The 26,540-nt window shown below is 72.8% G+C and carries 22 protein-coding genes and 1 pseudogene; 16 read left to right on the forward strand and 7 right to left on the reverse strand.

The annotated features are described in order from the left end of the window. Window positions 1–108 precede the first annotated feature (108 nt). The 6 genes from MQN93_RS35920 (at window position 109) to mug (ending at window position 5,758) form a co-directional block, all read left to right on the forward strand. Window positions 109–1,452, forward strand: coding sequence for a hemolysin family protein (locus tag MQN93_RS35920; RefSeq protein ID WP_242712829.1), 1,344 nt, complete (start codon window positions 109–111; stop codon window positions 1,450–1,452). Then, on the forward strand, window positions 1,449–2,462 hold the full coding sequence (locus tag MQN93_RS35925; protein ID WP_242712830.1) for a hemolysin family protein: 1,014 nt from the start codon (window positions 1,449–1,451) through the stop codon (window positions 2,460–2,462). The genes MQN93_RS35920 and MQN93_RS35925 overlap by 4 nt, the downstream gene beginning before the upstream one ends. An 81-nt stretch (window positions 2,463–2,543) precedes the next feature. Beyond that, window positions 2,544–3,326, forward strand: coding sequence for an SGNH/GDSL hydrolase family protein (locus MQN93_RS35930; protein ID WP_242712831.1), 783 nt, complete (start codon window positions 2,544–2,546; stop codon window positions 3,324–3,326). A gap of 9 nt (window positions 3,327–3,335) precedes the next feature. Then, window positions 3,336–3,680 carry a DUF4326 domain-containing protein gene (locus tag MQN93_RS35935; protein WP_242712832.1) on the forward strand — a complete coding sequence of 115 codons (345 nt, stop codon included), beginning with the start codon at window positions 3,336–3,338 and terminating at the stop codon, window positions 3,678–3,680. A 93-nt stretch (window positions 3,681–3,773) separates the two neighbouring features. Next, window positions 3,774–5,216, forward strand: a complete 1,443-nt coding sequence (purB, locus tag MQN93_RS35940; RefSeq protein ID WP_242712833.1) for an adenylosuccinate lyase — start codon at window positions 3,774–3,776, stop codon at window positions 5,214–5,216. Next, window positions 5,213–5,758: a G/U mismatch-specific DNA glycosylase gene (gene mug, locus MQN93_RS35945; protein ID WP_242712874.1), complete on the forward strand. Its 546-nt coding sequence runs from the start codon at window positions 5,213–5,215 to the stop codon at window positions 5,756–5,758. Before purB ends, mug begins: the two co-directional genes overlap by 4 nt. Before the next feature lie 4 nt (window positions 5,759–5,762). Here mug and MQN93_RS35950 read toward each other — a convergent pair whose 3' ends face one another. Next, window positions 5,763–6,203 carry a hypothetical protein gene (locus MQN93_RS35950; protein ID WP_242712834.1) on the reverse strand — a complete coding sequence of 147 codons (441 nt, stop codon included), beginning with the start codon at window positions 6,201–6,203 and terminating at the stop codon, window positions 5,763–5,765. A 177-nt stretch (window positions 6,204–6,380) separates the two neighbouring features. Between MQN93_RS35950 and MQN93_RS35955 the strand changes: the two genes are divergently transcribed. Then, complete coding sequence (locus MQN93_RS35955) at window positions 6,381–7,538, forward strand: ROK family transcriptional regulator (RefSeq protein WP_037782120.1); 1,158 nt, start codon at window positions 6,381–6,383, stop codon at window positions 7,536–7,538. A gap of 91 nt (window positions 7,539–7,629) precedes the next feature. On the opposite strand, the gene MQN93_RS35960 is transcribed toward MQN93_RS35955, so the two are convergent. Then, window positions 7,630–8,391, reverse strand: a complete 762-nt coding sequence (locus tag MQN93_RS35960; RefSeq protein WP_016433994.1) for a GntR family transcriptional regulator — start codon at window positions 8,389–8,391, stop codon at window positions 7,630–7,632. Between the two features lie 191 nt (window positions 8,392–8,582). Continuing rightward, a complete protein-coding gene (locus MQN93_RS35965; RefSeq protein WP_242712835.1) occupies window positions 8,583–9,467 on the reverse strand; it encodes an RNA polymerase sigma-70 factor in 885 nt (294 codons plus the stop codon). Between the two features lie 112 nt (window positions 9,468–9,579). On the opposite strand from MQN93_RS35965, the gene MQN93_RS35970 reads away from it, so the two are divergent. Both MQN93_RS35970 and MQN93_RS35975 read left to right on the forward strand, forming a co-directional pair. After that, window positions 9,580–10,233: an NADPH-dependent F420 reductase gene (locus MQN93_RS35970; protein WP_242712836.1), complete on the forward strand. Its 654-nt coding sequence runs from the start codon at window positions 9,580–9,582 to the stop codon at window positions 10,231–10,233. A gap of 111 nt (window positions 10,234–10,344) precedes the next feature. Further along, window positions 10,345–11,190 carry an alpha/beta fold hydrolase gene (locus tag MQN93_RS35975; protein WP_016433997.1) on the forward strand — a complete coding sequence of 282 codons (846 nt, stop codon included), beginning with the start codon at window positions 10,345–10,347 and terminating at the stop codon, window positions 11,188–11,190. 525 nt (window positions 11,191–11,715) lie between these two features. Here MQN93_RS35975 and MQN93_RS44550 read toward each other — a convergent pair. Beyond that, a pseudogene (locus MQN93_RS44550) lies at window positions 11,716–12,129 on the reverse strand (DMT family transporter); the annotation flags it as partial. Between MQN93_RS44550 and pdxR the strand changes: the two are divergent. The 5 genes from pdxR (at window position 12,120) to MQN93_RS36005 (ending at window position 21,061) form a co-directional block, all read left to right on the forward strand. Further along, window positions 12,120–13,610, forward strand: a complete 1,491-nt coding sequence (gene pdxR, locus MQN93_RS35985) for a MocR-like pyridoxine biosynthesis transcription factor PdxR (RefSeq protein WP_242712837.1) — start codon at window positions 12,120–12,122, stop codon at window positions 13,608–13,610. The pseudogene MQN93_RS44550 and the gene pdxR overlap by 10 nt on opposite strands. Before the next feature lie 197 nt (window positions 13,611–13,807). Continuing rightward, window positions 13,808–15,391, forward strand: a complete 1,584-nt coding sequence (locus MQN93_RS35990) for an alkaline phosphatase D family protein (RefSeq protein ID WP_242712838.1) — start codon at window positions 13,808–13,810, stop codon at window positions 15,389–15,391. A gap of 160 nt (window positions 15,392–15,551) precedes the next feature. Continuing rightward, window positions 15,552–16,958, forward strand: a complete 1,407-nt coding sequence (locus MQN93_RS35995; RefSeq protein WP_242712839.1) for an SWIM zinc finger family protein — start codon at window positions 15,552–15,554, stop codon at window positions 16,956–16,958. Beyond that, entirely contained in the window at window positions 16,955–19,642 is a 2,688-nt protein-coding gene (locus MQN93_RS36000) for a DUF7824 domain-containing protein (RefSeq protein WP_242712840.1), read from the forward strand. Before MQN93_RS35995 ends, MQN93_RS36000 begins: the two co-directional genes overlap by 4 nt. A 78-nt stretch (window positions 19,643–19,720) precedes the next feature. Beyond that, window positions 19,721–21,061, forward strand: a complete 1,341-nt coding sequence (locus MQN93_RS36005; RefSeq protein ID WP_372504520.1) for a GNAT family N-acetyltransferase — start codon at window positions 19,721–19,723, stop codon at window positions 21,059–21,061. Between the two features lie 20 nt (window positions 21,062–21,081). On the opposite strand, the gene MQN93_RS36010 is transcribed toward MQN93_RS36005, so the two are convergent. Then, complete coding sequence (locus tag MQN93_RS36010) at window positions 21,082–22,317, reverse strand: trans-sulfuration enzyme family protein (protein WP_242712842.1); 1,236 nt, start codon at window positions 22,315–22,317, stop codon at window positions 21,082–21,084. Between the two features lie 59 nt (window positions 22,318–22,376). Here MQN93_RS36010 and MQN93_RS36015 point away from each other — a divergent pair, with 59 nt between their 5' ends. Both MQN93_RS36015 and MQN93_RS36020 read left to right on the forward strand, forming a co-directional pair. After that, complete coding sequence (locus tag MQN93_RS36015) at window positions 22,377–22,868, forward strand: Lrp/AsnC family transcriptional regulator (protein ID WP_242712843.1); 492 nt, start codon at window positions 22,377–22,379, stop codon at window positions 22,866–22,868. A gap of 33 nt (window positions 22,869–22,901) precedes the next feature. After that, on the forward strand, window positions 22,902–24,593 hold the full coding sequence (locus MQN93_RS36020) for a DUF885 domain-containing protein (RefSeq protein ID WP_242712844.1): 1,692 nt from the start codon (window positions 22,902–22,904) through the stop codon (window positions 24,591–24,593). A gap of 370 nt (window positions 24,594–24,963) precedes the next feature. Here the strand turns inward: MQN93_RS36020 and MQN93_RS36025 are convergent, their stop codons facing one another. Next, window positions 24,964–25,809, reverse strand: coding sequence for an SDR family oxidoreductase (locus MQN93_RS36025; protein ID WP_242712845.1), 846 nt, complete (start codon window positions 25,807–25,809; stop codon window positions 24,964–24,966). 186 nt (window positions 25,810–25,995) lie between these two features. Continuing rightward, window positions 25,996–26,508, reverse strand: coding sequence for an immunity 21 family protein (locus MQN93_RS36030; RefSeq protein ID WP_242712846.1), 513 nt, complete (start codon window positions 26,506–26,508; stop codon window positions 25,996–25,998). Between the last annotated feature and the right edge of the window lie 32 nt (window positions 26,509–26,540).

Here is a 26,540-nt window from a genome sequence, read left to right on the forward strand (position 1 = left end):
ATGAAAGGTGTGTGAGCGTCCGCCCATGGGCGAGCCTCCCAGTCGTCAGTACCGGCAACACCGCGCGGTCCCGTCCGCCCTGTCCGATCATGGGACGGAGGTGACCCGATGACCGAAGTGCTCCTGCTGCTGGTGGCGATCCTGCTGTCGCTCGCCTGCGGTGCCTTCGTCGCTGCCGAGTTCTCCCTGACCACGGTCGAGCGGAGCGAGCTCGAACGGGCCGCGGAACGCGGCGAGCGCGGCGCCTCCGGAGCCCTCAAGGCCGTACGGAACCTCACGTTCCAGCTCTCCGGAGCGCAGCTCGGCATCACCGTCACCAACCTGGTCGTCGGCATGCTCGCCGAACCCTCCGTCGCCAAGCTGATCGCGGGCCCGCTGGAGGCCCTCGGGATCTCGCACGCGGCGGCGCGTTCCGTCGCCCTGGTGCTGGGCACGGCGCTGTCGACCGTCTTCCTGATGGTCGTCGGCGAGCTGGTGCCCAAGAACTGGGCGATCTCCTCGCCGCTGCCCGTGGCCAAGCGGGTCGGCAACGCCCAGCGCTGGTTCAGCGCCGCCTTCCGCCCCTTCATCAGCCATCTCAACAACACCGCGAACCGCGTGGTGCGCCGCTTCGGCCTGGAGCCCGCGGAGGAGCTGGCCTCCGCGCGCGGGCCCAAGGAGCTCGCGGCGCTGGCCCGGCACTCCGCCAAGGAGGGCGCCCTCGAGCCCGACACCGCCGAGCTGTTCGTGCGCACGCTCAACCTCGCCGACCTGACCGCGGAGAACGTGATGACACCGCGCGTCCAGGTCATCGCCCTCGACGCGAAGGCGACCTGCGAGGACGTCGCCAACGCGACCCGGGCGACCGGGCTGTCCCGCTTCCCCGTCTACCACGGCACCCTCGACTCCGTCGTCGGCACCGCACACGTCAAGGACGTCGTGGCGATACCCGCCGAGCGCCGCACCCGCACGCCGGTCTCCGAGCTGATGCGCGAGCCGCTGCTCGTCCCGGAGACCCTCACCGTCGACCGGCTGCTCGACCGGCTGTCCGGCAGGCGCACCATGGCCGTCGTCATCGACGAGTACGGCGGCACCGCGGGCGTGGCCACGCTGGAGGACATCGTCGAGGAGGTCGTCGGCGAGGTGCGCGACGAGCACGACCCGCACGAGACGCCCGACCTGGCCTCCGCGGGCCGCGACGACGAGGGGCGCGCGCTGTACTCGGCCGACGGCTCCGCACGGATGGACCAGCTGGTACGGGTAGGACTCCGGGCGCCCGAGGGGCCGTACGAGACGCTGGCGGGCCTCGTCGCGGCGGAGCTGGGCCGCATCCCGGCCGTCGGCGACCGCCTGGAGGTCGCCGGCTGGCGGCTCGACATCGTGGACGCCTCGGGGCGCCGCGCCGCGCGCGTGGTGCTGCACGCCCCGCCGGCCGACGCCGACCCGAAGGACGAGCCGGAGGACGCCCGATGACCGCCGTACAGCTGCTGATCGGTCTTGCGACCCTGGTCGTCAACGCCTTCTTCGTCGCCGGCGAGTTCGCGCTGATCTCCGTGCGCCGCTCGCAGATCGAGCCGCACGCGGAGGAGGGCGACCGGCGGGCCAGGAGCGTGCTGTGGGGGCTGCAGCACGTGTCCGCGCTGCTGGCCGCCGCACAGCTCGGCATCACCCTGTGCACGCTGGTCCTCGGCATCGTCGCGGAACCCGCCATCGCGCATCTGCTGGAGCCCGTCTTCCACGCCGTGGGCGTGCCCGAGAGCGCGGGACACGTGGTGTCCTTCGCGATCGCGCTGACCCTCGCGACGTATCTGCACATGCTGCTCGGCGAGATGGTCCCCAAGAACGTCGCCCTCGCGGAGCCGGTGCGCAGCGCGCTGCTGCTCGGTCCGCCCCTGGTCGCCCTGTCCCGTGCGCTGCGCCCGGTCATCTTCACCGTCAACGCCTTCGCCAACGCCCTGCTCAAGCTGTTGCGGGTGGAGGCCAGGGACGAGGTCGCGGCCACCTTCTCGGACGCCGAGCTCGCCCGGATCGTGCGCGACTCGGGCGAGGCGGGCCTGATCGACGACCGCGCGCGGGAGCGGCTGAACGACGCGCTGGAGCTGGGCCGCCGCCCGGTGCGCGACGTGGTGCTCCCCCTCGAACGCGTCGTCTACGCGCGCGTGGGCGTCACCCCGGAGGAACTGGAGCAGCTCTCCGCGCGCTCGGGCTTCTCCCGCTTCCCGGTGGTCGACGACGGGCGCCGCATCGTCGGCTATCTGCACGTCAAGGACGCGCTGGACGCCCCCGGCAGGGACACGCCGTTCCGGGTGCGGGACATGCGGTCCATCGCGAGCGTCCGTGCGGGCACACCGCTGGACGACGTGCTCACCGCGATGCGCGGCAGCCGTACGCACCTGGCGGCGGTGCTCGGCGACGACGGCCTGCTGGCCGGTCTGGTGACCATGGAGGACGTGCTGAGGGAGCTGTTCGGACAGCGGGCGTGAGGGGTCCTGAGGGAACGGTCCGACGGGAGCGCCGGGCCGACCGACCGACGGGTATGCACCCGGGTTACCATCGCTGTCGCCATGCAGAAGAACCCCTCTCACACCAGCCTGGTCGCGCTCGGCGACTCCTTCACCGAAGGCATGTCGGACCTGCTGCCGGACGGTACCTACCGTGGCTGGGCCGATCTCCTCGCCGCACGGATGGCCGCGGTCGCCCCCGGATTCCGCTACGCCAACCTCGCCGTGCGCGGCAAGCTGATCGGGCAGATCGTCGCCGAGCAGGTCGACGTGGCCGTCGCCATGCGCCCCGACGTGATCACGCTGGTCGGCGGGCTCAACGACACCCTGCGGCCCAAGTGCGACATGGGGCGCGTCCGGGCCCTGCTCACCGAGGCCGTCGAGCGGCTGGCCCCGGCCTGCGAACAGCTGGTGCTGATGCGCAGCCCGGGCAGGCGCGGCCCGGTCCTGGAACGCTTCCGGCCGCGCATGGAGGAGCTGTTCTCGGTCGTCGACGAGCTGGCCGAGCGGCACGGCGCGGTGGTCGTCGACCTGTACGGCGCGGAGTCGCTCAGCGACCCCCGCATGTGGGACGTGGACCGGCTGCATCTGACGGCCGAGGGCCACCGCAGGGTCGCCGAGGCGGTCTGGCAGACGCTGGGCTACGCCCCCGAGGACGCCGACTGGCACACGCCGATGGCCATGACACCGCCCCCGGGCTGGGTCAACCGGCGGATCGCCGACGTCCGCTTCGCCCGGCAGCATCTGCTGCCGTGGATCGGCCGCCGTCTGACCGGCCGCTCCTCCGGCGACGGACTGCCGCCCAAGCGCCCCGAGCTGCTGCCCTACGAGGGCCCGGCGACGTAGGCGACCGCCGTGGCGACACGGGTGACCAACGTCAGGGGCCGCATCCACGAATGGGGCCCGCGGCTGGAACGCGCCCCCGAAGAGGTCGTCCACGTCGGCCGCCGCTGGACCATGGGCGGCTGGGACCTGCCCCGGCACCCGCTGTACAACCCCTTCGCCCACGACACCCCGAAGCGCCGTCGCGACGGCACCCGCACCGAGGTCATGGCGCTGTACCGGGCCTATCTGCTGGAGCGTCCTGAACTCCTCGGACTGGTCCCCGACCTGCGCGGGCGCACGCTCGCCTGCTGGTGCACACCCGAGCTGTGCCACGCGGACGTACTGGCGGAGCTCGCCGACTCCCGGCCGGGGTGACCCGTCCCCAGCTGCGGTGACGCAGATCTCGTAGCTTCGGACGAACGGGGGCGTGGCGCTGGCCTGCACGAATCGCCAGTAGAATCCGTACACGTGACTTCTGCGCCCGCCAAGCCCCGCATCCCGAACGTCCTCGCCGGACGCTACGCCTCCACCGAGCTCGCCGTGCTCTGGTCGCCCGAGCACAAGGTGAAGCTGGAGCGGCAGCTCTGGCTCGCCGTGCTGCGGGCCCAGAAGGACCTCGGCATCGAGGTGCCGGAGACGGCGATCGCCGACTACGAGCGGGTCCTCGACACCGTCGACCTGGCCTCCATCGCCGAGCGCGAGAAGGTCACGCGGCACGATGTGAAGGCGCGGATCGAGGAGTTCAACGACCTCGCCGGGCACGAGCACGTGCACAAGGGCATGACCTCCCGCGACCTCACCGAGAACGTCGAGCAGCTGCAGATCCGGCTCTCGCTGGAGCTGATGCGCGACCGCACGGTGGCGGTGCTGGCGCGACTGGGCAGGCTGGCGGGCGAGTACGCCGAGCTGGTCATGGCCGGCCGCTCGCACAACGTCGCCGCGCAGGCCACGACCCTCGGCAAGCGGTTCGCGACCGCCGCCGACGAACTGCTCGTGGCGTACGGCCGCGTCGAGGAGCTGCTGGGCCGGTACCCGCTGCGCGGCATCAAGGGCCCGGTCGGCACGGCGCAGGACATGCTGGACCTGCTCGGCGGCGACGCCGGCAAGCTCGCCGAGCTGGAGGACCGGATCGCCCGGCACCTGGGCTTCTCGCAGGCGTTCACCTCGGTCGGCCAGGTTTACCCGCGCTCGCTGGACTACGAGGTCGTCACCTCGCTGGTGCAGCTGGCGGCGGCGCCCTCGTCGCTGGCGAAGACGATCCGGCTGATGGCCGGGCACGAGCTGGTCACCGAGGGCTTCAAGCCGGGCCAGGTCGGCTCCTCCGCGATGCCGCACAAGATGAACACGCGGTCCTGCGAGCGCGTCAACGGCCTCATGGTCATCCTGCGCGGGTACGCCTCGATGACCGGTGAGCTGGCGGGCGACCAGTGGAACGAGGGCGACGTGTCCTGCTCGGTGGTGCGCCGGGTGGCGCTGCCGGACGCGTTCTTCGCGCTGGACGGTCTGCTGGAGACGTTCCTGACGGTGCTCGACGAGTTCGGCGCCTTCCCGGCCGTGGTCGCGCGCGAGCTGGACCGCTATCTGCCGTTCCTGGCCACCACGAAGGTGCTGATGGGCGCGGTGCGGGCGGGTGTCGGCCGCGAGGTCGCCCACGAGGCGATCAAGGAGAACGCGGTCGCCTCCGCGCTCGCGATGCGCGAGCAGGGTGCCGAGCGCAACGAGCTCCTCGACAAGCTCGCCGCGGACGCCCGCATCCCGCTCGACCGCGCGCAGCTGGATGCGCTGATGGCCGACAAGCTGTCCTTCACCGGTGCGGCCGCCGACCAGGTCGGTGTCGTCGTCGCCCGTATCGAGGAGATCGCCAAGCAGCACCCGGAGGCCGCGGGCTACACGCCGGGGGCGATCCTCTGACCCGCTTCACCCGTGCGGAACTGGAGGCCGCCCGCGACCGCCTCGTACCCGACGTGGTCGCGGACGGCCTTCGTGTTCTGTTCTGCGGCATCAACCCGGGCCTGATGACGGCCGCGACGGGCCACCACTTCGCCCGGCCCGGCAACCGCTTCTGGCCGGTGCTGCATCTGTCCGGCTTCACGCCGAGGCTCATGAAGCCGTCGGAACAGGGTGAGTTGGTGTCGTACGGGCTCGGCATCACGAATGTCGTGGCACGTGCGACCGCGCGGGCGGACGAGCTGAGCGCGGAGGAGTACCGCGAGGGCGGGCGGCTGCTGGCGCTGAAGGTGGCGAAGCTGCGGCCGCGTTGGCTGGCGGTGGTGGGGGTCACCGCCTACCGGGCGGCCTTCGACGACCGCAAGGCCCGGGTGGGGCCGCAGGAGCGGACGATCGGCGACACGCGGGTGTGGGTGCTGCCCAATCCCAGCGGGCTGAACGCGCATTGGACGGCGGCGACGATGGCCGAGGAGTTCGCGCGGCTGCGGGTGGCGGCGCAGGCCTGAGGGGTCAGTGCGGGTCCACGTCGGTGGCTATGGCCAGCAGCTGGAGGGGCAGTTCGGCGTCCCACTGGGAGATCGCCAGGCCGATCCAGCGGCCGGACTCGCACGTCCACAGGTGTACGTCCGGCACGTGGTTGCTGAGGGAGCGCCAGGGCTCGTCGATGTCCTCGCCGTCCATGGCGCGGACGAACACGCTGTGCAGGCTGAAGCGGTCCACCGCCCCCCAGCGCTCGGTGAGCAGCGCTCCGAGCCCGTCCCGGTCGGCCTCGTACTGTGCCTCCGTCTCCTCGCGCCCGCTGCCGTCGTCCTCGTAGAAGTCGTCGCTGGTCTGTAACTCGGCTATCAGATATCCCGGTCCGCCTGTGCCGACGTCCGTCCTGACGTGCTCCCGGGGGAACTCCCGGACGCACAGCTGGTCGACGACGGACAGCCACTTCGCGATGTCCATGTGATGCAGTAAAGCGCGTGGCACTGACAATTGGTGGGCCGTCATGCCCGGCGGCCCGTGTGCGGCACCGGGCCCGGGCCTGCCGGCCGGCCGGTCGGCCGTCCCCTGGCACTCGCCGGGCTCCGCCGCGCCGAGTACGATCCGGCCAACACGCGCACGAGCTGGGAGGACGAGACCTTGGGGCAGCTGACCGGCGGGGATCCCTCGCTGCTGCGAAGGATCAACTCCGCGGTGGTGCTGCACGCGCTGCGTGCCACGGATGCGGCGACACTGACCGAGATCACCCGGGTGACCGGGCTGTCCCGGCCGACCGTCGAGGGTGTCGTCGAAGGACTCATCGAGGCGGGCTACGTCGTCGAGAAGGCGCCCGACGAGAGCGTCGTACGACGGCAGGGACGGCCCGCGCGGCGCTTCCGGTTCCGGGCCGAGGCGGGGCATCTGCTGGGCCTGGACATCGGGTCGCACCGGGTGGCCGCGCTGCTGGCCGATCTCGACGGCCGGGTGCTCGGCTCGGCGGCCAAGGACGTCGACGAGTCGGCTCCCGCCGACGAGCGTCTGGACCGGCTGCGCACCACGGTGGCGGAGCTGCTGCGCCGGGCCGGGGTCTCGCGCGGCTCGCTGCGGGCCGTGGGGGTCGCCTCCCCCGGGATCGTCGAGGCCGACGGCACGGTGAAGCTGTGCGCGGCGCTTCCCGGGTGGACGGGGCTGCGCCTCGGCGAGCGGCTCAGCCGGTCCTTCAAGTGCCCGGTGCTGGTGGAGAACGACGCCAACGCGGCGGCGGTCGCGGAGCACTGGAAGGGGGCGGCCGGCGAGTCCGACGACGTGGTGTTCGTGCTGGCGGGACTGAGCCCGGGGGCCGGTTCGCTGATCGGCGGGCAGCTGCACCGCGGGTACGGCGGGGCGGCCGGCGAGATCGGGGCGCTGCATCTGCTGGGCCGCGAGGCGACTCCCGAGACGCTGCTGTCCACCACCGACGAGCCGCTGCACCCGCTCGACGAGCAGGCGGTCGCCGAGGTCTTCGCGCAGGCCCGCGAGGGCGACCAGCGGGCCCTCGCGGCCGTCGAGCGCTTCATCCAGCGGCTCGTGCACGACGTGGCCGCGCTGGTCCTGGCCCTGGACCCGGAGCTCGTCGTCGTCGGCGGCTGGGCGTCCGGTCTGGACGGCGTACTGGAGCCGCTGCGCCGCGAGTTGGCGCGCTACTGCCTGCGTCCGCCGAAGGTGGCCCTGTCGCTGCTCGGCGAGGCCGCCGTGGCGACGGGCGCGCTCCGGCTCGCCCTGGACCATGTGGAGGAGCAGCTGTTCGCGGTGGAGGGCACGGTGACGGCCCGGCGCTGAGCCTCCCCGGCTCGGTGTCGAGCAGCCGATGCAACGCACGATGCCCCGGAGTTGGCTCCGGGGCATCGTTGTTCTTGGGGGGTGTGGGGCGCTAGGAGGCCCGGCGCTCGGGTGTCTGGTGGATCTCCACGCCTCCGGAGTCGCCGAAGGTCAGCCGGCAGGTGTCCGCGCGGTAGGTGGCGACGGAGAGCGCCGCGGTGCGGCCGGCGGCGAGGAAGCGGGTGGTGACGACGAGGACGGGCGCGCCCGGCAGCCGGTCCAGTTCCTTGGCGTCGTCCGCGCGGGCGGAGCCCAGCTCCACGGAGCTGTCGCGGCCCTCGAGCTCCAGGCGGTGCAGTTCACGCAGCACGGCACGCGCGCGTGCCGGTCCGGACGGCGCGTCTATGGCGGACAGGTCGGGCACCGACGACGCCGGCACGTAGAGCAGTTCGGCGGCGACGGGCTGGCCGTGGGAGACGCGGGAGCGGCGCACCGTGTGCACGGCCTCGTCCGGGGCGGTCTCCAGCGCCGCGGCGACGGCGGCGGGCGGTGCCGCCTGCACGCAGTCCGCGGGCTGCCAGACGTCGCCCGCGAGCCCCGGCCAGGCGTGCTGCTCGGTGCCGACCGCGACGCCCACGCGCGGCGGGGCGACGGTCGTGCCGACACCGCGCCTGCGCTGCAGTCTGCCCTCCAGCTCCAGCTGCTCCAGCGCCTGGCGGAGCGTGGCGCGGGCGACGCCGAAGCGGGCGGCGAGGTCGCGTTCGTTGGGCAGGATCTCGCCCACGGAGAACTCGGAGTCCAATGCCTCACTGAGCACGGTCTTGAGGTGCCAGTACTTCGGTTCCGGCACCGTTTCCAACTGCGTGGTCCCCACCCTGTCCTCCGCAATCGCCGTGTTCCGGCGGCGTTTTAGCGCCCTTGTTTATTAAAGGTTGTTGCACTTATCTGCGACCATAGGGCGGCCCAAACCCTTGGTCAAGACCAATCCTGGAACCTGTGCGCACGCCGGGAAGTGCTCGCAGCGCAGCGTTCACACGGCGTTCGTGAGATCGGGGCGGCTGCGGCCTAGAGGGCGGCCAGGGACCGCAGCTTGTCCGGGTTGCGGGTGATGTAGACCGACTGGATGCGGCCCTCGTACACATCCACCTGGAAGACGCTGTCGGGCTTGCCCTCCGACAGGACCAGGACCGCGATGCCGCCGTTGAGCTCCAGGAAGCGGACGGAGACGTCCGGCACGCCCTTCTCGGCGACCCCGACGAGGAAGCGGCCCACGTTGTCGGCGCTCTCCAGGATCCGCAGCGGCGCCCTGGACTTGCCGCCGCTGTCGCCCACGAGCCGCACGTCGGGCGCGAGCAGAGCGAGGAGCCCTTCCAGGTCGCCGTTCCCGGCGGCGGCGAGGAACCGCTCGGTCAGCTCCCGGCGCCGTACGGGATCGACCTCGTAGCGCGGCCGCCGCTCGTCGACGTGCTTGCGGGCCCGGCCGGCGAGCTGGCGCACCGCCGCCTCGCCGCGGTCGAGCATGGCGGCGATGTCCGCGTACGGGTAGCCGAAGGCCTCCCGCAGGACGAACACCGCGCGTTCCAGGGGCGAGAGGGACTCCAGGACGACCATGACGGCCAGCGAGACGGAGTCGGCGAGCACGGCGCGCTCGGCGGCGTCCGGGACGGTGTCCTCGAAGTCGGTCAGGTAGGGCTCGGGGAGCCACGGGCCGACGTAGGCCTCGTTGCGCGCCTTGACCTGGCGCAGCCGGTCGATGGCGAGGCGGGTGGTGATGCGCACCAGATAGGCGCGCGGTTCGCGCACGTCTGCGCGCTCCGCGCCGGACCAGCGCAGCCAGGCCTCCTGCACCACGTCCTCGGCGTCGGCCACCCGCCCGAGCATGCGGTAGGCGACCCCCATCAGTACGGGGCGGTGCTCTTCGAAGACGTCGGTCTCGGTGTCGGTCGTCACGGGTCCATCCCAGGGGATGTGTCTGATTGTGTCCAGGAGAAATCCTCGTGTCCCGGTGCAGAATGGCCCACGATCCGCCGGTGGGCGGCGGTCCGGACGCGGGGAGGCAGCCATGCGGTACGCGGTTCTGGGCACGGGAGTGGTGGGGCGAGCGCTGGGCGGCAAGCTGGTCGAGCTCGGCCACGAGGTGACGCTCGGCTCACGCACCAAGGACAATCCGAGCGCCCTGCAGTGGGCGCGCGAGGCCGGCGCCGGGGCGCAGTCCGGCACCTTCGAGGACGCCGCCTCCTCCGCCGAGGTGGTCGTCGTCGCGGTCGGCGGGCGGGTGGCGCTCTCGGCGCTGGAGGCGGCCGGGGCGGGGAACCTCGACGGGAAGGTCGTCGTCGATGTCTCCAACCCCCTCGGGTTCGAGGACGGGCAGGTGCGGCTCGATCCCGTCGGCTCGGACAGCATGGGCGAGCAGATCCAGCGCGCGTATCCGCACGCGCGCGTGGTGAAGACGCTCAACACCGTGAACTGCGATGTGATGGTGGCGCCCTCCCTGGTGCCGGGCGAGCACCAGATCTTCGTGTGCGGGGAGGACGCGGGCGCCAAGGAGCAGGTCACCGGCATGCTCGGCGAGTTCGGCTGGCCCGCGCACCGGGTGCTCGACCTGGGCGGCATCGCCTCGTCGCGCAGTGTCGAGATGTTCCTGCCGCTGTGGGTGGACCTGATGCGCACCCTGGGCAAGACGCATTTCAACCTGCAGTTCCACACCGGGGACTGACGTCGGCGCATCTGCGTCGGCACTCGGGGACATCGGGGACTACCCGTCGGTAGCAATTGCTGACAAGCTGTCTACACGGCGTCCGTCAGCGAGCCCCCACGAGGAGCACCCATGTCCGCCACCGTCTCCTTCAAGGTCCCCTCCCCACGCGGCCCGCAGCCCGTGACCGTGTCGTACGCGCGCGTGGGCAGCGGCGAACCGCTGCTCCTGCTGCACGGCATCGGTCATCACCGGCAGGCCTGGGACCCGGTGGTGGACATCCTCGCGACCGAACGCGACGTGATCGCCGTGGATCTGCCGGGCTTCGGCGTCTCCCCCGCGCTGCCGGACGGGCTCGCCTACGACCTGCCCACGACGACGGCCGTGTTCGGGGCGTTCTGCGAGGCACTGGGGCTGGAGCGCCCTCATGTGGCGGGCAACTCGCTCGGCGGTCTGCTCGCCCTGGAGCTCGGCCGTGAGCGGCTCGCACGGTCCGTGACCGCGCTGTCCCCGGCAGGTTTCTGGTCCGAGCCCGAGCGGCGCTACGCCTTCGGGGTGCTGACCGCGATGCGGCAGATCTCCCGGCGCCTGCCGCTGCCGCTCGTACAGCAGCTGTCGCGCTCGGCGGCCGGCCGGACCATGCTGACGAGCACGATCTACGCCCGCCCCGGCCGCCGTTCACCCGAGGCCGTGGTCGCCGAGACGCTGGCCCTCGCGGGGGCGACGGGGTTCGACGCGACCCTGCGGGCGGGCCGTGCCGTCCGGTTCACCGACGACCTGCCCGGCCTCCCGGTCACCGTGGCCTGGGGCACCAAGGACATGCTGCTCGTGCGCCGCCAGGGGGTGCGCGCCAAGCAGATGATCCCCCGGGCCCGGCTGGTGCGGCTGCCCGGCTGCGGGCACGTCCCGATGAACGACGACCCGGCGCTGGTCGCCCGCGTCATCCTGGACGGCAGCCGGGTGCCCGCCGCCCGCTGAGGACGCACGCCCGCGGGTCAACGCACCGGAACCCACGGCGACTCCGGCGCCGACGAGTGCGCTGCCGAGGGCCTGGGCGGCCCCGTAGGAGCCCGTTCCGACGAGCGGGGCCGTGCCGGCGGCGGCGACCGGGATGAGGCCGGAGAACAGCGTGGCACGCTCGGCACCGAGCCGCTGCATGCCCATGTACCAGCACACGAAGCCGACGACGGTGACGACCGCCGCCTGCCACAGCAGGGCGGCGGTCTCAGTGCCGTCCGGGCGCCGCAGCCAGTCCGTGCCGTCCACGAGCAGCCCGGCCGCCGCGGACTCGACCGCCGCGAGCCCGCACACCGTGGCGGACAGCAGCCGCGGCCCCAGGGGCCGCAGGACGGGCACGGCGAGCACGGCGAACCCGACCTCGCCGGCCAGCGCACAGACGGACCAGACGATGCCGGTGCCGTCCGTACGGCCCCACCCCTGGACGGTGAAGGCACCGCAGGCGACCAGCAACGCCCCGCACAGCACGGTGCGTTGGGGCCTGCGCCCGTCCAGGAGCGGGACCAGGACGCCCACGGCCACGGGCGCGCAGCCCACGAAGACGCCGGGCACCGCCGGTTCCGCGGAGCGCTCTGCCGCGATCACCGCCAGGTTGAAGCCGACCATGCCGACGGCGGCGAGCAGCGCGAGGCGCAGCCACTGGCGGGGCGCGAGCGCCCGCAACCGGGCGGGCGCACCTGCTCGGGCCGGCGGCAGGAGCAGCACACAGGCCAGGCCGTAGCGCAGGAACTGGCCGCCCGCGTACGGGTAGTGGCCGAGGACGCTGTTCGCGGTGAAGGACCCGCCGACGAGGACACAGGCGAGCGCGGCGAGCAGGGACCCGCGCGCGGTGGTGGCGTTCATGGCGGCGACGCTAGGCAGTACGGCGGTCCGGTTTAAGATCCATTTCCATGACGCCATCGGAGACCAATCGGGGCCGGGCACGTGACAGGGCGAAGGCTCCCGGCCCGGCCGAGAGCGCGGATGCGGGCGCCGGCTCCCCCGCCTGGGAGCTGCTGCTGCCCGCCGTCTCCGCTCCGGCACGCACGCGTGGACGGTCACTTCAGGCGGCGCTGCGCGAGGCGGTTCGTACGGGGAGGCTGGCTCCGGGTACGCGGCTGCCGTCGAGCCGTGACCTCGCCGCCGATCTCGGGGTGTCACGGGGGCTGATCACCGAGGCGTACGAGCAGTTGACGGCGGAGGGCTATCTGCGCAGCGGGCGGGGCGCCGGCACATGGGTGGGCGGTGCCGTGCGGGCCGCGTCGCCACGCGCGCGTGACCTCGCCCCGCGCTCCCCCGGTACGCGCGCCGACTTCGTGGCGGGCACACCGGACCTGTCGCTGTTCCCGCGCTCCGCCTGGGCCGCGGCACAGCGCGCGGTTCTGACGGAGCTGCCCCACCAGGACCTCGGGTATCCCGATCCGCGCGGGCTGCCGCGGCTGCGCACCGCGCTCGCGGAACTGCTGGCGCGGCGGCGGGGCGTGGTCGCGGACCCGGAGCGGATCGTCGTCGTCTCCGGGGTGGCGCAGGCGACGACCCTGCTCGGCTTCGTGCTCCACGCGCGCGGGATGCGCACCGTCGGCGTCGAGGATCCCGGAAGCCCGCAGCACGACGCCCTGTACGCCTCGGCCGGCGTGACGACTGTGCCGCTCCCCCTGGACGGCGAGGGAGTCGTGGTGGGGCCGCTACGGGAGTCGGGTGTGCGGGCCGTGGTGACGACGCCCTCGCACCAGTTCCCGACCGGGATCGCCTACTCCGCACGCCGCCGCACCGAATTGCTCGACTGGGCGCGCTCCGTGGACGGCCTCGTCCTGGAGGACGACTACGACGGCGACTTCCGCTACGACCGCGCCCCAGTGGGCGCGCTGCAGGGCCTCGACCCGGAGCACGTCGCCTACGCCGGCTCGGTCAGCAAGTCGCTCGCGCCGGGTCTGCGGCTCGGCTGGCTGCTCGTACCGGAGTCGCTGGCCGACGAGGTGATCGAGCGCAAGCGCACCATGGATCTGGGCCATCCCACCCTCGACCAGGCGCTGTTCGCGCGCTTCGTCGAGCGCGGTGACTACGACCGGCAGTTGCGCCGCTGCCAGCGCGCGTACCGCGAACGGCGCGACACGCTGGTGGCCGCCTTGGAGGAGCACTTCCCGGGCTCGCAGGTCGCCGGGATCGCGGCGGGGCTGCACGTCATCGCCGCGCTCCCGCGCCGGTACGGTCCGCAGGACGTCTTCCTCGACCGTACGGCCGCGGCCGGCGTCGCCGTGCGCCCGCTGACGGACTACACGCACGCGCGTGCCGGGCACGAACAGGACCAGGGCGTACGTCTTGTCCTCGGGTACGCGCATCTCTCCCCCGCGCGAATCCGAGCGGGCGTACGGCTGATGGCGCGTGCCGCGGAGGCGGTGTGACCGGTGCCGGAGCCGCCGCCACAAGGCACCGACAGCCGCCGTATGGCTGGTCTCTTTCGCCTTGAAGTCCCCTCCCCCGCACGCCCATTCCGTTGCCTCCGGCGTCAGTTGTTCACTTGTGGTTTCCGTGTGCGCTGCGGCGCACCAGTAGTTGTGGCATCGCACACTGGCCGGATCCCGTCCCTGGAGGCGCATCCATGTCACACCGTCCGTTCCCGGGCCGCCGCAGCGTGCTGCGCGGCACCCTCGCCGCGTCGGCGGCGCTGACCGTGCCCACCGCTCTCGGTGCGGCACCCGCCTTCGCCCTCTCGGGACGCCCCAGGGCGGGCTGGGGCGTGCAGGCAGGAGACGTGACCTGCGACTCGGGCCTGGTGTGGGTGCGTTCCGACCGCCCGGCCCGGATGATCGTGGAGACGTCCGCGACGGAGTCGTTCCGCGCACCTCGCAGATGGCACGGCCCGCTGCTCGGTGCGGACTCGGACTTCACCGGCACGACCCGGCTGCACGGCCTGCCCGCGGGCGAGCAGATCCACTACCGCGTGCTGCTCGCCGACCCGGACGACCCGCGCCGTACCGGCGAGCCGGTGACCGGCACCTTCCGCACGGCGCCCGCGAGGCGGCGCGACGGCGTGAGGTTCGTGTGGTCCGGCGACCTGGCGGGCCAGGGCTGGGGCATCAACGAGTCCATCGGCGGCTACCGGATCTTCGACGCGATGGCGAGGACGGACCCGGACTTCTTCCTGTGCAGCGGCGACAACATCTATGCCGACGGCGCCATTTCGGCGACCCAGGCACTGCCCGACGGCAGCCTCTACCGCAACGTCACCACCGAGGAGAAGTCGCACGTCGCGGTGACTCTCGACGACTTCCGCGGCAACTTCCGCTACAACCTGCTGGACCAGGCGCTGCGCCGCTTCAACGCGCAGGTACCGAACATCATCCAGTGGGACGACCACGAGGTCCGCAACAACTGGTACCCGGGCGAGGTCATCGGCTCCGGGACCCCGTACCCGGCCGGAACGAAGCTGGACGACCTGGCGCTGCGCTCCCGGCGGGCGTTCTCCGAGTACTTCCCCATCTCCACCATCAGCGGCCGCCCGGACGGCCGGATCTACCGCGTCCACCACCACGGCCCGCTGCTCGACGTCTTCGTGCTCGACATGCGCACGTACCGCAACGCCAACTCGTCCGACGACCAGACGACCGACCCGCAGGGCATCCTCGGCGCCGAGCAGCTGGAGTGGCTCAAGCGCGAGCTGTCGCGGTCGCGGGCGGTGTGGAAGGTCATCGCCGCCGACATGCCGCTCGGCCTCGTCGTGCCCGACACGAACGAGGGCAAGGCCAACATCGAGGCCGTCGCCCAGGGCGACCCGGGCGCGCCGCTCGGCCGCGAGCTGCAGATCGCGGAGCTGCTGCGGTACATCAAGCACCGCCGCATCACCGGCACGGTGTGGCTGACCGCGGACGTGCACTACACCTCGGCCCAGCACTACGACCCCTCGCGCGCCGCGTTCAAGGACTTCGCGCCGTTCTGGGAGTTCGTGTCCGGGCCCCTCAACGCCGGTTCGTTCCCGGCCAACGCGCTCGACGGCACCTTCGGCCCGGACCGGGTGTTCGTCAAGGCGCCGACCGCCTCGAACGTGTCGCCGGCCGAGGGGTACCAGTTCTTCGGCGAGGTCGACATCGACGGTGACAGCGGGGAGCTGACGGTGCGGCTGCGCGAGTACGACGGCACCGTGCTGTTCACCAAGTCGCTGCAGCCGGGTCGCGTCGGCCAGTAACTCCCGTACCCTTTTCGTCAGGCCGCGTACCGGCGTCATCCCCCGGTGCGCGGCCTTCGTGCGTCCGGCAGCCCGGCCGCGCCGGATCCGCGAACCCTTGTCGCACCGCCGTTCTCGCAGGTCGAAGCCGATTGTCAGTGGTCGCCCCTACGGTTTTTCCATGACGCGATCTTTGCAGGCCGTGGCCTATCGACGACCCTCCGTGCTGGAGTCCTCGGCGGGTGGACGACGCCTGGGACTGGAGACCTCGCAGGGTGCGACACCCCGTGGGGCTGAGGACCATCCCCGTTTCTTCGCAGGCTTCCTGACGTCTCCTCAGGTGACTGCCGCGGGGCTGCTCGCCGTGGCGGACGTGGCCGCCGTCCGCTACTACCAGCGGCAGCTCAACGCCTCGCTCGACCCGGTGGTGACGGGCAACGGCGACCGGCTGCGCTTCGAGTCCTTCTCCGGCTGCTGCGGGGTGTACGCCCGGCTGGACGTGCTGGAGCCGGGCCTGGACGGCGGCGAGGTGGGCCACGGCACGACGAACGTCGACGTCAACAACCCGCTGCGCGAGGCACTCTCCCGGATCGGTTCGGACGATCCGCTGCATCTGCGGGTCGGACCCGAGGAGTTGGCCGTCACGACGCTGGACGGGCCGGTCGTGGAGAAGAAGGTGCCGCTGCCGGACCGATGGCTGCGGGGGTTCGCGGAGGCCCAGGTGATCGCCGGCGGCTTCGATCTGCGGGCCGAGCTGCCCGCGGCCGAGGCCGTGCGGTTCCTGCGCGCGCTGCCGCGCGGGGGCGGACGGGGCGCCGCGACGGGCCCGCGGTGGGTGGTGCCCGCGGGCGGCACCCTGCGCCCGACCACACGGCCGGTGCCCGGCGCGGTCTGCCTGCCCGGACCGGAGCGGCTGATCGCGCTCCGGCGTGTCCTGCGGCACGCTTCGGCGCTGCGGGTCTACGGCCCCGCGGCCGCGGGCGCCGCCTCCGTGGCGAGTGCCTGGGAGGCCGTCCTGCCCGGGATGCGGCTGACGCTCACCCTGTCGCCGGACGCCTCGCGCGGGTTCTCCGGCGAGGGCGGGGTCCTCGACGCGCTCGCCACCGACGAGGCCGCCGAGGACGCGGAGCTGATCTCGGTGCTGCTCGCCTGGGAGCCCCGTATCGACGTGTCCGACCTGGCCGCCTCCTCGGGTCTCACCGCCGAGCGGGTCCGTGCCGCCCTGGTCCGTCTGGGCACCTCCGGCCGCGTGGGCTACGACACGGCGGAGGCGGCCTACTTCCACCGCGAACTGCCCTACGACGCCGAGCGGGTGGAGCGGCACAACCCGAGACTGCGCTCGGCCCGGGCGCTGGTGGCCGCGGGAGCGGTCACGCTGGACGGCCCCCTCGGGACGGTGACGGCCGAGGACGGTCATGTGCACCGGGTGCGGGACGAGGCGGGGGTGCTCAGCTGCAGCTGTCTGTGGTGGGCGAAGTACCGCGGCGGCCGGGGGCCGTGCAAGCACGCGCTGGCGGTGCGGATGGTGCGGCGGGGCGGCGCCGCGGTGGAGCAGGGCAGGACACGGGTCGACGGGGGTGTGCGATGAATGCGCTGATGGATGCGGTGCGGGCGGGACGGACCGCCGAGGCGGTGAGCCTGCTCGACGAGATGACGGATGCCGAACGACGCGCGGTCTTCGGGGAGTTGAAGGCGCTGCGCAAGGAGCTGCGGGCGGCTCCCTGGGACGCCGGCTCGCGCCGCGCCTATCCGCCGCTGTATGTCGCCGGGGTGGCCTGCCAGACGGGCGCGGCGGCCGTGGCGGCCTGGATCGCCGCCGCCGACATGCGCTGGTCGCGCACCTCACCGGCCCTGCTGCTGCGCATCCTGGGCGACCGCGATCCGAAGTGGCTCGCCGATGTCACCCACCGGCTGGCCGAGCGGCCGGCGAGCTCCGGGGTGCCGTACGAGCTGATGGCGGGTCTGGTGCGGTTGTCGGGCTGCCCGGTGCCGACCACGGATGCCTATGTGCGGGGCTGGCTGGGTCACATCGGCGCGACCTGGCAGCGCGAGGAGACGGTGCTGGACCGGCTCCGGCAGGACCCGTATCTGCCGCAGCTGGTGGCCGCGCTCTTCGAGACCGACGACATCGGCGGCTTCTTCGGGTGGCTGGCGGGCGACGGCCCCAACAGCTGGTACGGCGCGCTCAGCCGGCTCGCCGCCGAGGGCACGCTCGACCGCGGGGCGATGATCGACGCCTGTGTGGCCCGGCTGCTGCGGGGCGGCACCACGGCCGATCAGCGGGCGTTCCTGCGGCTGTTGAAGGATCTGTCCCTGACGGCCGAGGAGCAGCGGGCGCGGATCGCCGACTGGCTGGCCCTCGCCTCCGACGCGGTCTCGCCCGTCGCCTCGCACGCCCAGTCGGTGCTCGGCGCCCTCGCCCTCGACGGCGGGTTGACGCCGCGACAGCTGGCCGAGATGTCCGACGCGGTGCTGTTCCGTCCGGAGAAGAAGCTGGTGCGCGCCCAGCTCGTCCTGCTCAGGAAGATCCTCACCCGCGACGCCTCCACCGCCGAGGAGCTGCTGCCCGCCGTCGCGCAGGCCTTCGGACACGAGGACTCCGAGGTGCAGGAGCGGGCGCTGAAGCTGGTGGAGCGCCATCTGAAGAAGGTCGAGTCCGAGGACGTCCGGGCCGAACTGGCATCCGCCGCCGACCAGTTGATCCCCGCTCTCCGTGTCCGGGCGGTGCGGACGCTGGGGGCCGAGCAGGCCGGGCCTGAACCGGTCGCCTACGCGGAGGTGTTGCCACTGGCGCCGGAGCCGGTGCGGCTGGCGCCCGCCCCGGAGACGGCGGCGGAGCTCGCCGAGGAGGTGGGGGCGCTGATGGCGACGGAGGGGGACGTGGCCGCGTTCGAGCGGGCGCTGGACGGACTGGTGCGCCATGCCCACCGGGACCGTGACGTTCTCCTCGAAGCGCTCACGCCGGTGGTCGCGCGCCGCTGGTGGAACAGCACGGATCCCAGGTACGTCATGCGTGCCGACGACCACTTCGGCCGAGCGGACCGCATCTACAACGCCGCCGACGGGCTCGACCTCCTCCTCGCCACCCTCCACGGTCGTGTGCACACCGCGACACTCCTCAGGTCGGTCCAGCAGGGCACTGCGGGCACGGCCTGTGTGCACAGTCCGCTCTCCCGGGCCTTCGAAGCCCGCCTGTGGGAGGTGTCCTACCGACTGCGGACCGAGCCGCTGCCGTTCCTGCTGTCGACGCCCACCTGGAGCACGGGCCTGCTGGAGCCGGACGAACTGGTGGACCGCCTGGCCGAGTACGTACGTCTGGACGCACGGGTCGGCGAGGCGGACTTCGCGCAGGCGCTGCTGCGGGTGCGGCGCGAGGACCGGGCCGCGGCAGAGACGGCCGCCGAACGCGCGGCGGCGCTCGGCACGACAGAGGGTGCGCGACTCGCCCGCCGGCTGACCCATCGGGGCCCGGATCTTCCCGTGGAGCGGAGGCGTACCTCGGGCAACCGCATCCTGCTCGAATACGGTGAACTGCCGGAGCTGCAGGAGGACTTCCCGGCGGAGTTCCGTCCGCTCGGCCGGCCGGTGAGCGTCTACCGGGAGCGCTGGTACTGCTACCACTGGAGCGGGGACATACGACGCCACTGGCTGGCGCTGCTGCCCGAGCGACGCGAGCTGGTGGCCGTACGGCTGCTGCGCGACGTGTCCACCGCGGCCGTGGACGACGCTCGGGGAGCCGCCGCGTTCCTGCCGCTGCTGGCCGAGTCCGGCGGTGCGGCGGGCGAGGCCGTGCATCTGTGTCTGGCGTACGGTCTCGGCGCCCGGCATCCGGAGGACCGGCTCGCCGCGGTGGACGCGCTGCTGACGCTGGCGGCGCGCGGACAGCTCGACGCGGCCCGACTGGGCGCGGATCTGGGCCAGTTGATACGGCGCGGGGCCGTCAAGCCGGTGCGGCTCGCGGAGTCGGCGCGGACGGCTGCGGCCACGGGCGCGAACGCCACGGTCTGGGAAATGCTGCGGCACACCCTGCCCGTGCTGCTGGCCGAACTCGCGGTGGGCGGCGCGAATACGCCGGCGCGCGGGCTCGGCGATCTGCTGGCGGTGGCCGCGGAGTGCGCCGAGCGATGCGGGGCGCGGGGCGAACTGCCGCACCTGGCACAGGCGGCGCAGCGGCGCGGTGCGTCCCGGCTGGTGTCCCAGGCCCGCCGGTTGCGGATCGCGCTCACCCTGGAGCCGAGAGAAATAGTCAATAGTTTGACAAAGGGAGCATAGGCACGCTTTACCCATCGGTCACAGGACGTTCGTGATCACGCAACACCCTTCCTTCACAGTAGTTGCATGACTCGAGACATGTCTGACGCGACGCATGCACACCAGAACCGTTCCGTGAGGGCGGTGGTCCGTACCGCCGCCGAGGGGTTCCACTCGTGGTGGACACGCCGCCACGGTCATGCACCACCGGCGAGCGATACCGGCGCCCGGTCGCTCCCGCCGGAGCAGCAGACCGGGCCGTCCGCGGACAGCGCCCTATGGCGGATGCGGACGACCGTGCGGGACGAACCGGGCTCGCTGGCCGTGCTGTGCACGGCGCTCGCCGAGCGGCGGGTCGACATCCTGAGCCTGCAGACGCATCCGCTGGCCGAGGGGACGGTGGACGAGTTCCTGCTGCGGGCGCCCGGTGAGCTCATGGCGACCGAACTCGACCGGGTGGTCTCGCGGGCCGGTGGCGCCGACACCTGGATGGAGCGGGCCGACGCCCACGACCTGGTGGACGCGCCGACCCGGGTCCTGGGCCTGGCCGCGCGCACGGCACTGGATGCGGCCGAACTGCCGCTCGCGCTCAGGCAGTTGCTGGGCCGGTGCACCATCCGTCAGCGTCCGGCCGCGCCGGTCGGCGGTGGCCGGGCGACGGAGGGTGTGTCCGGCGGAGGCGTCGCCGTCGATGGCGTTGCTGTCCAAGGCGTCCCCGATCAGTGCGTCCCCGTGGAAGGCGTTCTTGAGGACACCGTGATGCGTCTTCGGGCGCCCGAGGGCGGAGTGATCGCCGTGGAGCGGCCGTATCTGCCGTTCACCCCGACCGAGTTCGCCCGCGCACGGGCCCTCGTGGAGCTGGACGGCCTGCTCGGACCGCGCCTGCCGCGCGGCCGGGACGTGCTGACGCTGCCCGAGGGCAACGAGATCACCGTGCGCCGGGCCGACGAACGCGACCTGGAGGCCGCGAAGGCGATGCACCAGCGGTGCTCGCCGGCCACTCTCGGCAGGCGCTACCACGGGCCGGTCGGCGACGCGGACCGCTACCTCGGCCACCTGCTCAGCCCCCGCTTCGGCCGCACCCTGGCGGTGCAGACCGCCTCGGGACGCATCGTCGGTCTCGGCCACCTCCTGTGGGACGGGGACGAGACGGAGGTCGCGCTGCTGGTCGAGGACAAGTGGCAGCGGCGCGGCATCGGTGCCGAGCTGCTGGAGCGGCTGGTGGGGATGGCTGCGCAGGCGGGGTGCGCGAGTGTGTACGCCGTGACGCAGGCGTCCAACACCGGGATGGTTGCCGCGATGCGGGGACTGGGGCTCCCCCTCGACTATCAGGTCGAGGAGGGGACCCTGGTGATCACTGCGCGCCTGGGTGGGGGCTCCGCCCGGGAGCGGGGGGAGTTGTCCGGTGCGGGTGAGGTTGGGCGGTTCGAAGCGCCGTAGGGGTTGGGGTGTGTGGGCGGCTAGCGGTTCGCTGTGGCTTGTCGCGCAGTTCCCCGCGCCCCTGGATCGGCGCTGACGCGCCCCGATCCCCGCGCCCCTTGCAGGGAGCAGGTGCGCCCCAGTGCCGTGTCCAGGTCCGTCCAGAGGTCCTCTACGTCCTCCAGGCCCACCGAGAGGCGTAGCAGGTGGTCGTTGACTCCTGCTGTGCGGCGGTCGTCGGCGTCGACGATGCGGTGGCTGATGGAGGCCGGGTGCTGGATGAGGGTGTCGACGCTGCCCAGGCTGACGGCCGGGGTGACGAGGCGGACGCCGGCGATGACCTCGTGCGGGTCGCCGGCGACCTCGAAGGCGATCATGGCGCCGCCGATGCGCGGGTAGTGGACGCGTGTGACGCGCGGGTCGGCGGCGAGACGGGCGGCGAGTTCGGCGGCGTTGGCCGAGGCGGCCCGGACGCGCACCGGGAGGGTCGCGAGGCCGCGCAGCAGGAGATAGCCGGCGAGCGGATGCAGTACGCCACCGGTGGCGAACCGGACCTGCCGCAGCTGCCCGGCGAGTTCCTCGTCGCAGGCCACCACGCCCGCCATCACGTCGCCGTGTCCGCCGAGGTACTTGGTGGCGCTGTGCAGCACCAGCCGTGCGCCCTGTTCGGCGGGGCGCTGCAGCACCGGCGTGGCGAAGGTGTTGTCCGCGAGCAGTGGGACGGAGCCGCAGGCGTGGGCGACGGCCCGCAGGTCCAATTCGGCGAGGGTCGGATTGGCCGGGGACTCGACCATCACCAGACCGGTGTCGGGGCGCAGGGCGTCCGTGATTCCGGCGGGGTCGGTCCAGGTCACCTCCGAGCCGAGGAGCCCGGCGGTCAGCAGATGGTCGCTGCAGCCGTACAGGGGGCGTACGGCGACGACATGGCGCAGGCCCGCGGAGGCGCGTACGAGGAGGACGGCCGTCAGTGCCGCCATACCGCTGGCGAAGGCGACTGCCGAATCCGTGCCCTCCAGGCGGGCCAGCGCGGTCTCGAAGCGGGCGACCGTCGGGTTGCCCAGGCGCCCGTAGACGGGCGGGCCCTCGGGTTCGGCACCGGTGGCGGCGAAGGCGTCGATACGGGCCGCCTCGCCCCGGCTGTCGTACGAGGGATAGGTGGTCGACAGGTCGATCGGCGCGGCGTGCAGTCCCTGCCGGGCGAGGTCGTCGCGGCCGGCGTGGACGGCTTCGGTGGCCAGTGCTCTCGTGGAGCCGGGCAGTGCTCGCGTGGAGTCCATGCACGGAGAATGAACAACCGCCGGGTGGCGGGAGGTGGATGGCGTGCTACGTTCGGACGATGCCCGAATCTGTCGTACTGGATCCGGTGGATCTTCATCTTCTGCGGCTGCTGCAGAACGACGCCCGGACCACCTACCGCGACCTCGCCGCGCAGGTCGGCGTGGCGGCGTCGACCTGCCTGGACCGGGTGACGCGGTTGCGCCGCGCGGGTGTGATCCTCGGGCATCAGCTGCGGCTCGATCCGGCCAAGCTGGGGCGCGGCCTCGAGGCGCTGCTCTCGGCGCAGGTCAGGCCGCACCGGCGGGAGCTGGTGGGGCCGTTCGTGGAGCGGATCCGGGCGCTGCCCGAGTCCCGCACGGTCTTCCATCTGACCGGGCCTGACGACTACCTGGTGCATGTCGCGGTCGCGGACATGGCCGATCTGCAGCGGCTGGTCCTGGACGAGTTCACGTCGCGGCGGGAAGTGGCCCGTGTGGAGACCCGGCTGATCTTCCAGCAGTGGGACTGCGGACCGCTCCTTCCGCCTACGCCCTCGGCACAATCAGGGTGACGTGCGGCGGGCCCTCGTATGAGGATGGACCGCATGTCACAGACCACGAACCCGCTGCCCCGCGAGGTCGCCGACGCCTACGTCGACGAGCTCATCGCCCTCGATCCGGTGACCGGTACGTACCTCGGAGTGAAGGAGAGTTCGAGCAGGCTGCCCGATCTGTCGCCCGGGGGGCAGGAGGCGCTCGCACAGCTGGCGCGGCGGACCCTGGAGCGGCTCGACGAGGCCGAGCGGCAGCCCGGCGCGGACCGTGACATCGAGCGCCGCTGCGGCCGTCTGCTGCGCGAGCGGCTGACGGCCGAACTGGCCGTGCACGAGGCCGAGGAGGGGCTGCGCGCGGTCGGCAACATGGCGACTCCCGCGCACTCGGTGCGCGAGGTCTTCACCGTGACGCCGAACCAGTCCGAGGAGGACTGGGCGGCGATCGCCGAGCGGCTGCGAGCGGTGCCCGCCGCGTACGCCGGATACCGCGAGTCCCTCTCGCTCGGCCTGGAGCGCAAGCTGTACGCCGCCCCGCGCCCGACGGCCACCTTCGTCGAGCAGCTCACCGAGTGGTCGGACACGGACGGCAAGGGCCGCGGCTGGTTCGAGGAGTTCGCCTCGGCGGGGCCCGAGGCGCTGCGCGCGGAGCTGGACGAGGCGGCTCGTGCGGCGACCGCGGCGGTCGTGGAGCTGCGGGACTGGATGCGGGATGTGTACACGCCCGCGATCGAGGGTGCGCCGAACACGGTGGGCCGCGAGCGGTACGGCCGCTGGGCGCGCTACTTCAACGGCACGGACCTCGACCTGGACGAGGCGTACGCGTACGGCTGGTCGGAGTTCCACCGGCTGCTCGGCGAGATGAAGCAGGAGGCCGAGAAGATCCTGCCCGGCGCCGAGACGCCGTGGGTGGCGCTCGCCCACCTCGACGAGCACGGCAAGCACATCGAGGGCGTCGACGAGGTCCGTGACTGGCTGCAGGGCCTGATGGACCAGGCGATCGACGAGCTGGACGGGACGCACTTCGAACTCGCCGAGCGGGTACGGCGGGTGGAGTCCTGCATCGCACCGCCCGGCGGTGCGGCGGCGCCGTACTACACGCCCCCGTCGGAGGACTTCTCCCGCCCGGGCCGCACCTGGCTGCCGACCATGGGGCAGACCCGTTTCCCGGTCTACGACCTCGTCTCGACCTGGTACCACGAGGGCGTCCCGGGGCATCACCTCCAGCTCGCGCAGTGGGCCCACGTCGCCGGGGACCTCTCCCGCTACCAGGCCACCATCGGCGGGGTCAGCGCGAACGCCGAGGGGTGGGCGCTGTACGCGGAGCGGCTGATGGACGAGCTCGGCTACCTCACCGACGCGGAGCAGCGCATCGGCTACCTCGACGCGCAGATGATGCGGGCCGCCCGGGTCATCGTCGACATCGGCATGCACCTGGAGCTGGACATTCCGGCGGACTCCCCCTTCCACCCCGGCGAGCGCTGGACGCCCGAACTGGCGCAGGAGTTCTTCGGCGCCCACAGCAGCCGCCCGGCGGACTTCGTGGAGAGCGAGCTGACCCGCTACCTCACGATCCCAGGCCAGGCCATCGGCTACAAACTCGGCGAGCGCGCCTGGCTCCTGGGCCGCGAAAAGGCCCGCGAACGCCACGGCGCCACCTTCGACCTCAAGGCCTGGCACATGGCAGCCCTCTCCCAGGGCTCGCTCGGCCTCGACGACCTGGTGGACGAACTGTCCCGGCTCTGAGGACGGGGGCCGGGGGCCGGGCCTTGCGTCCGAGGCCGCCCGTACGGGATTCGGCGCCTCGCGTCCAATTCCGCCCGCACGGAGCCGGGCCCCGGGGCCGGCCCCGGGGCCCGGCTCCGAGTCCTGGGCCGCGCCGGAGTCGGGGCAGCGCTTCCGACTCCCGGAACGGCCCGAGGCCCGACCCGGGTTGGCGGCGAGGCGAGCCCCCGGGCCTACCCGAGAGCCAGCCCGGTCAGCAGCTGACCCAGCGCCCCGCCCCCGCTCAAAACCCGCCCCAGCACTACGCCCGACCCCGCTCCCGGCCCCCCTGAAGCCCCGGCCCGCAAAAGCGCCCGGTCCAACTCCCGAGCCCGCGCCGGCGCAACCCGTCTCAGCGGCGAAACCCGCCCTCCGAGTTGATTACCTCGCCCGTGATCCAGGCTGCCTCGTCCGTGGTGAGCCAGGCGATGAGGCGGGCCGGGTCGTCGGGCATGCCCCAGCGGCCTGCCGGGGAGTGGGCGGCGACGGCGTCGTAGATCTCGCCGGTGGCGTAACCGGTGTCCACGGGGCCGGGGTTGACGGTGTTCACCGTGATCGCGTTCTCGGTGAGCGTGGTGGACAGGGAGCGTGTGATGGAGGCGAGGGCGCCCTTCTGGAGGGCGTAGGCGATCTCGCCCGGCATGCCGGAGGCGATGTCCTGGCCGGAGGTCATCATCACGACGCGTCCGCCGGGGGTGCGCGGCGGCAGGGTGGCGCGGTGGCGGGCGTAGGCCTGGACGAGGAGCAGCACGGAGCGGGTGTCGACGGCCCAGTGCGCGTCGAGCATCGTGGCGTCGATCGTGTCGAGGGTGCCGTCGCTGCCGCTGAGGGCGTGGTTGGCGACGAGGATGTCGAGCCGGCCGCCGAGTGTCTCGGTCGCGGTGGCGATCAGCTCGGCGGGCGCGGACGGCTCGGTCAGGTCGCCGGGGCCCGCGACGACACGTGCCCCCGGGTCGCCGAGTGCCGCACGCACGGACGCGATCACGTCCTCGATACGGTCGGCGCCCCAGGGCATGGCGGAGTCGTGCGGCACGTGATGGTGCAGATACACGCTCGCCCCGTACGCGGCGAGCCGCCGGGCGACGGCATGTCCGATGCCGGCCCGTCTGCTCGCCCCGGTCACCAGGGCGGTACGGCCGCGCAGGGGCAGGGGGTCGCGGCGGAGGTCTTCGGGGGCGGGGTGCGGCATCAATGGCATGGATGACCATGATGGGGACGACTGCCCCGCGACGCACGCCAATATCTGCGAGGCGTGCGTCGCCGGGAACGTCCGTGAGGCGTGCGCTTCGCGAACGTCCGTGAGGCGTGCGTCGTCGGGAACATCCGCAAGCCGCGCGCTTCGACCTCCGCGAGGCGTGCGTCTCAGGGCCCGCGACCCCAACCGCTAAGGAAGCCGCCGCAGTTGTACGAGCCCCAGCCAAGTCTCCGGCCCCGGCTGGACGTTGGCCGCGCGCACCGCGTACCGTCCCGGTTCCAGCTCGACCCGGAGACAGTCGGTCCGGTCCGTGTCCTTGCCGGGCCAGGCCGAGTCGAACAGCAGGACGGTGCCGGGCACTTCCCACCTCACCTCGTGCAGCCATTCCGCCGAGGTGATGGCCGTGTCGACGCCGGCCAGGACCTCGTCCTCGGACTCCGCCGCCCACAGCCGTACGAAGGCGCCGTGCTCCGGCAGGAAGGCGGTGGAGGCGGGCTGGTCGCCGAGGACCAGGGCGGCCGAGTCGCCGACCGGGAGCAGCCCCAGATATCCGTCGATCTCGCAGGCCCGGTCGTAGTCGGAGGCGTTCTCCTCGCCGTCCGCGCCCGTCCAGAACGGCAGGACCGTCTCCGGCACCGCAATCAACGGGCCACCGCCCGACTGGACCCACTCCACCACACCGGATTCCGAGTATCGCACCATGGCGCAGAACCGTACACGCCCCTGGAACCCAC

Source organism: Streptomyces spinosisporus, assembly GCF_022698145.1.
Classification (GTDB): Bacteria; Actinomycetota; Actinomycetes; order Streptomycetales; family Streptomycetaceae; genus Streptomyces; species Streptomyces spinosisporus.

Bases quoted from the DNA above. Each gene is read 5' to 3' on its own strand.
- MQN93_RS36025 (WP_242712845.1), bottom strand. From the start codon at position 25,809: ATGCCATTGATGCCGCACCCCGCCCCCGAAGACCTCCGCCGCGACCCC.
- MQN93_RS35975 (WP_016433997.1), top strand. From the start codon at position 10,345: ATGTCCGCCACCGTCTCCTTCAAGGTCCCCTCCCCACGCGGCCCGCAG.
- pdxR (WP_242712837.1), top strand. From the start codon at position 12,120: ATGACGCCATCGGAGACCAATCGGGGCCGGGCACGTGACAGGGCGAAG.
- MQN93_RS36005 (WP_372504520.1), top strand. From the start codon at position 19,721: ATGTCTGACGCGACGCATGCACACCAGAACCGTTCCGTGAGGGCGGTG.
- MQN93_RS35930 (WP_242712831.1), top strand. From the start codon at position 2,544: ATGCAGAAGAACCCCTCTCACACCAGCCTGGTCGCGCTCGGCGACTCC.
- MQN93_RS35920 (WP_242712829.1), top strand. From the start codon at position 109: ATGACCGAAGTGCTCCTGCTGCTGGTGGCGATCCTGCTGTCGCTCGCC.
- MQN93_RS35950 (WP_242712834.1), bottom strand. From the start codon at position 6,203: ATGGACATCGCGAAGTGGCTGTCCGTCGTCGACCAGCTGTGCGTCCGG.
- MQN93_RS36020 (WP_242712844.1), top strand. From the start codon at position 22,902: ATGTCACAGACCACGAACCCGCTGCCCCGCGAGGTCGCCGACGCCTAC.
- MQN93_RS36015 (WP_242712843.1), top strand. From the start codon at position 22,377: ATGCCCGAATCTGTCGTACTGGATCCGGTGGATCTTCATCTTCTGCGG.
- MQN93_RS35990 (WP_242712838.1), top strand. From the start codon at position 13,808: ATGTCACACCGTCCGTTCCCGGGCCGCCGCAGCGTGCTGCGCGGCACC.
- MQN93_RS36030 (WP_242712846.1), bottom strand. From the start codon at position 26,508: ATGGTGCGATACTCGGAATCCGGTGTGGTGGAGTGGGTCCAGTCGGGC.
- MQN93_RS35970 (WP_242712836.1), top strand. From the start codon at position 9,580: ATGCGGTACGCGGTTCTGGGCACGGGAGTGGTGGGGCGAGCGCTGGGC.
- MQN93_RS36000 (WP_242712840.1), top strand. From the start codon at position 16,955: ATGAATGCGCTGATGGATGCGGTGCGGGCGGGACGGACCGCCGAGGCG.
- MQN93_RS36010 (WP_242712842.1), bottom strand. From the start codon at position 22,317: ATGGACTCCACGCGAGCACTGCCCGGCTCCACGAGAGCACTGGCCACC.
- MQN93_RS35995 (WP_242712839.1), top strand. From the start codon at position 15,552: ATGACGCGATCTTTGCAGGCCGTGGCCTATCGACGACCCTCCGTGCTG.
- MQN93_RS35925 (WP_242712830.1), top strand. From the start codon at position 1,449: ATGACCGCCGTACAGCTGCTGATCGGTCTTGCGACCCTGGTCGTCAAC.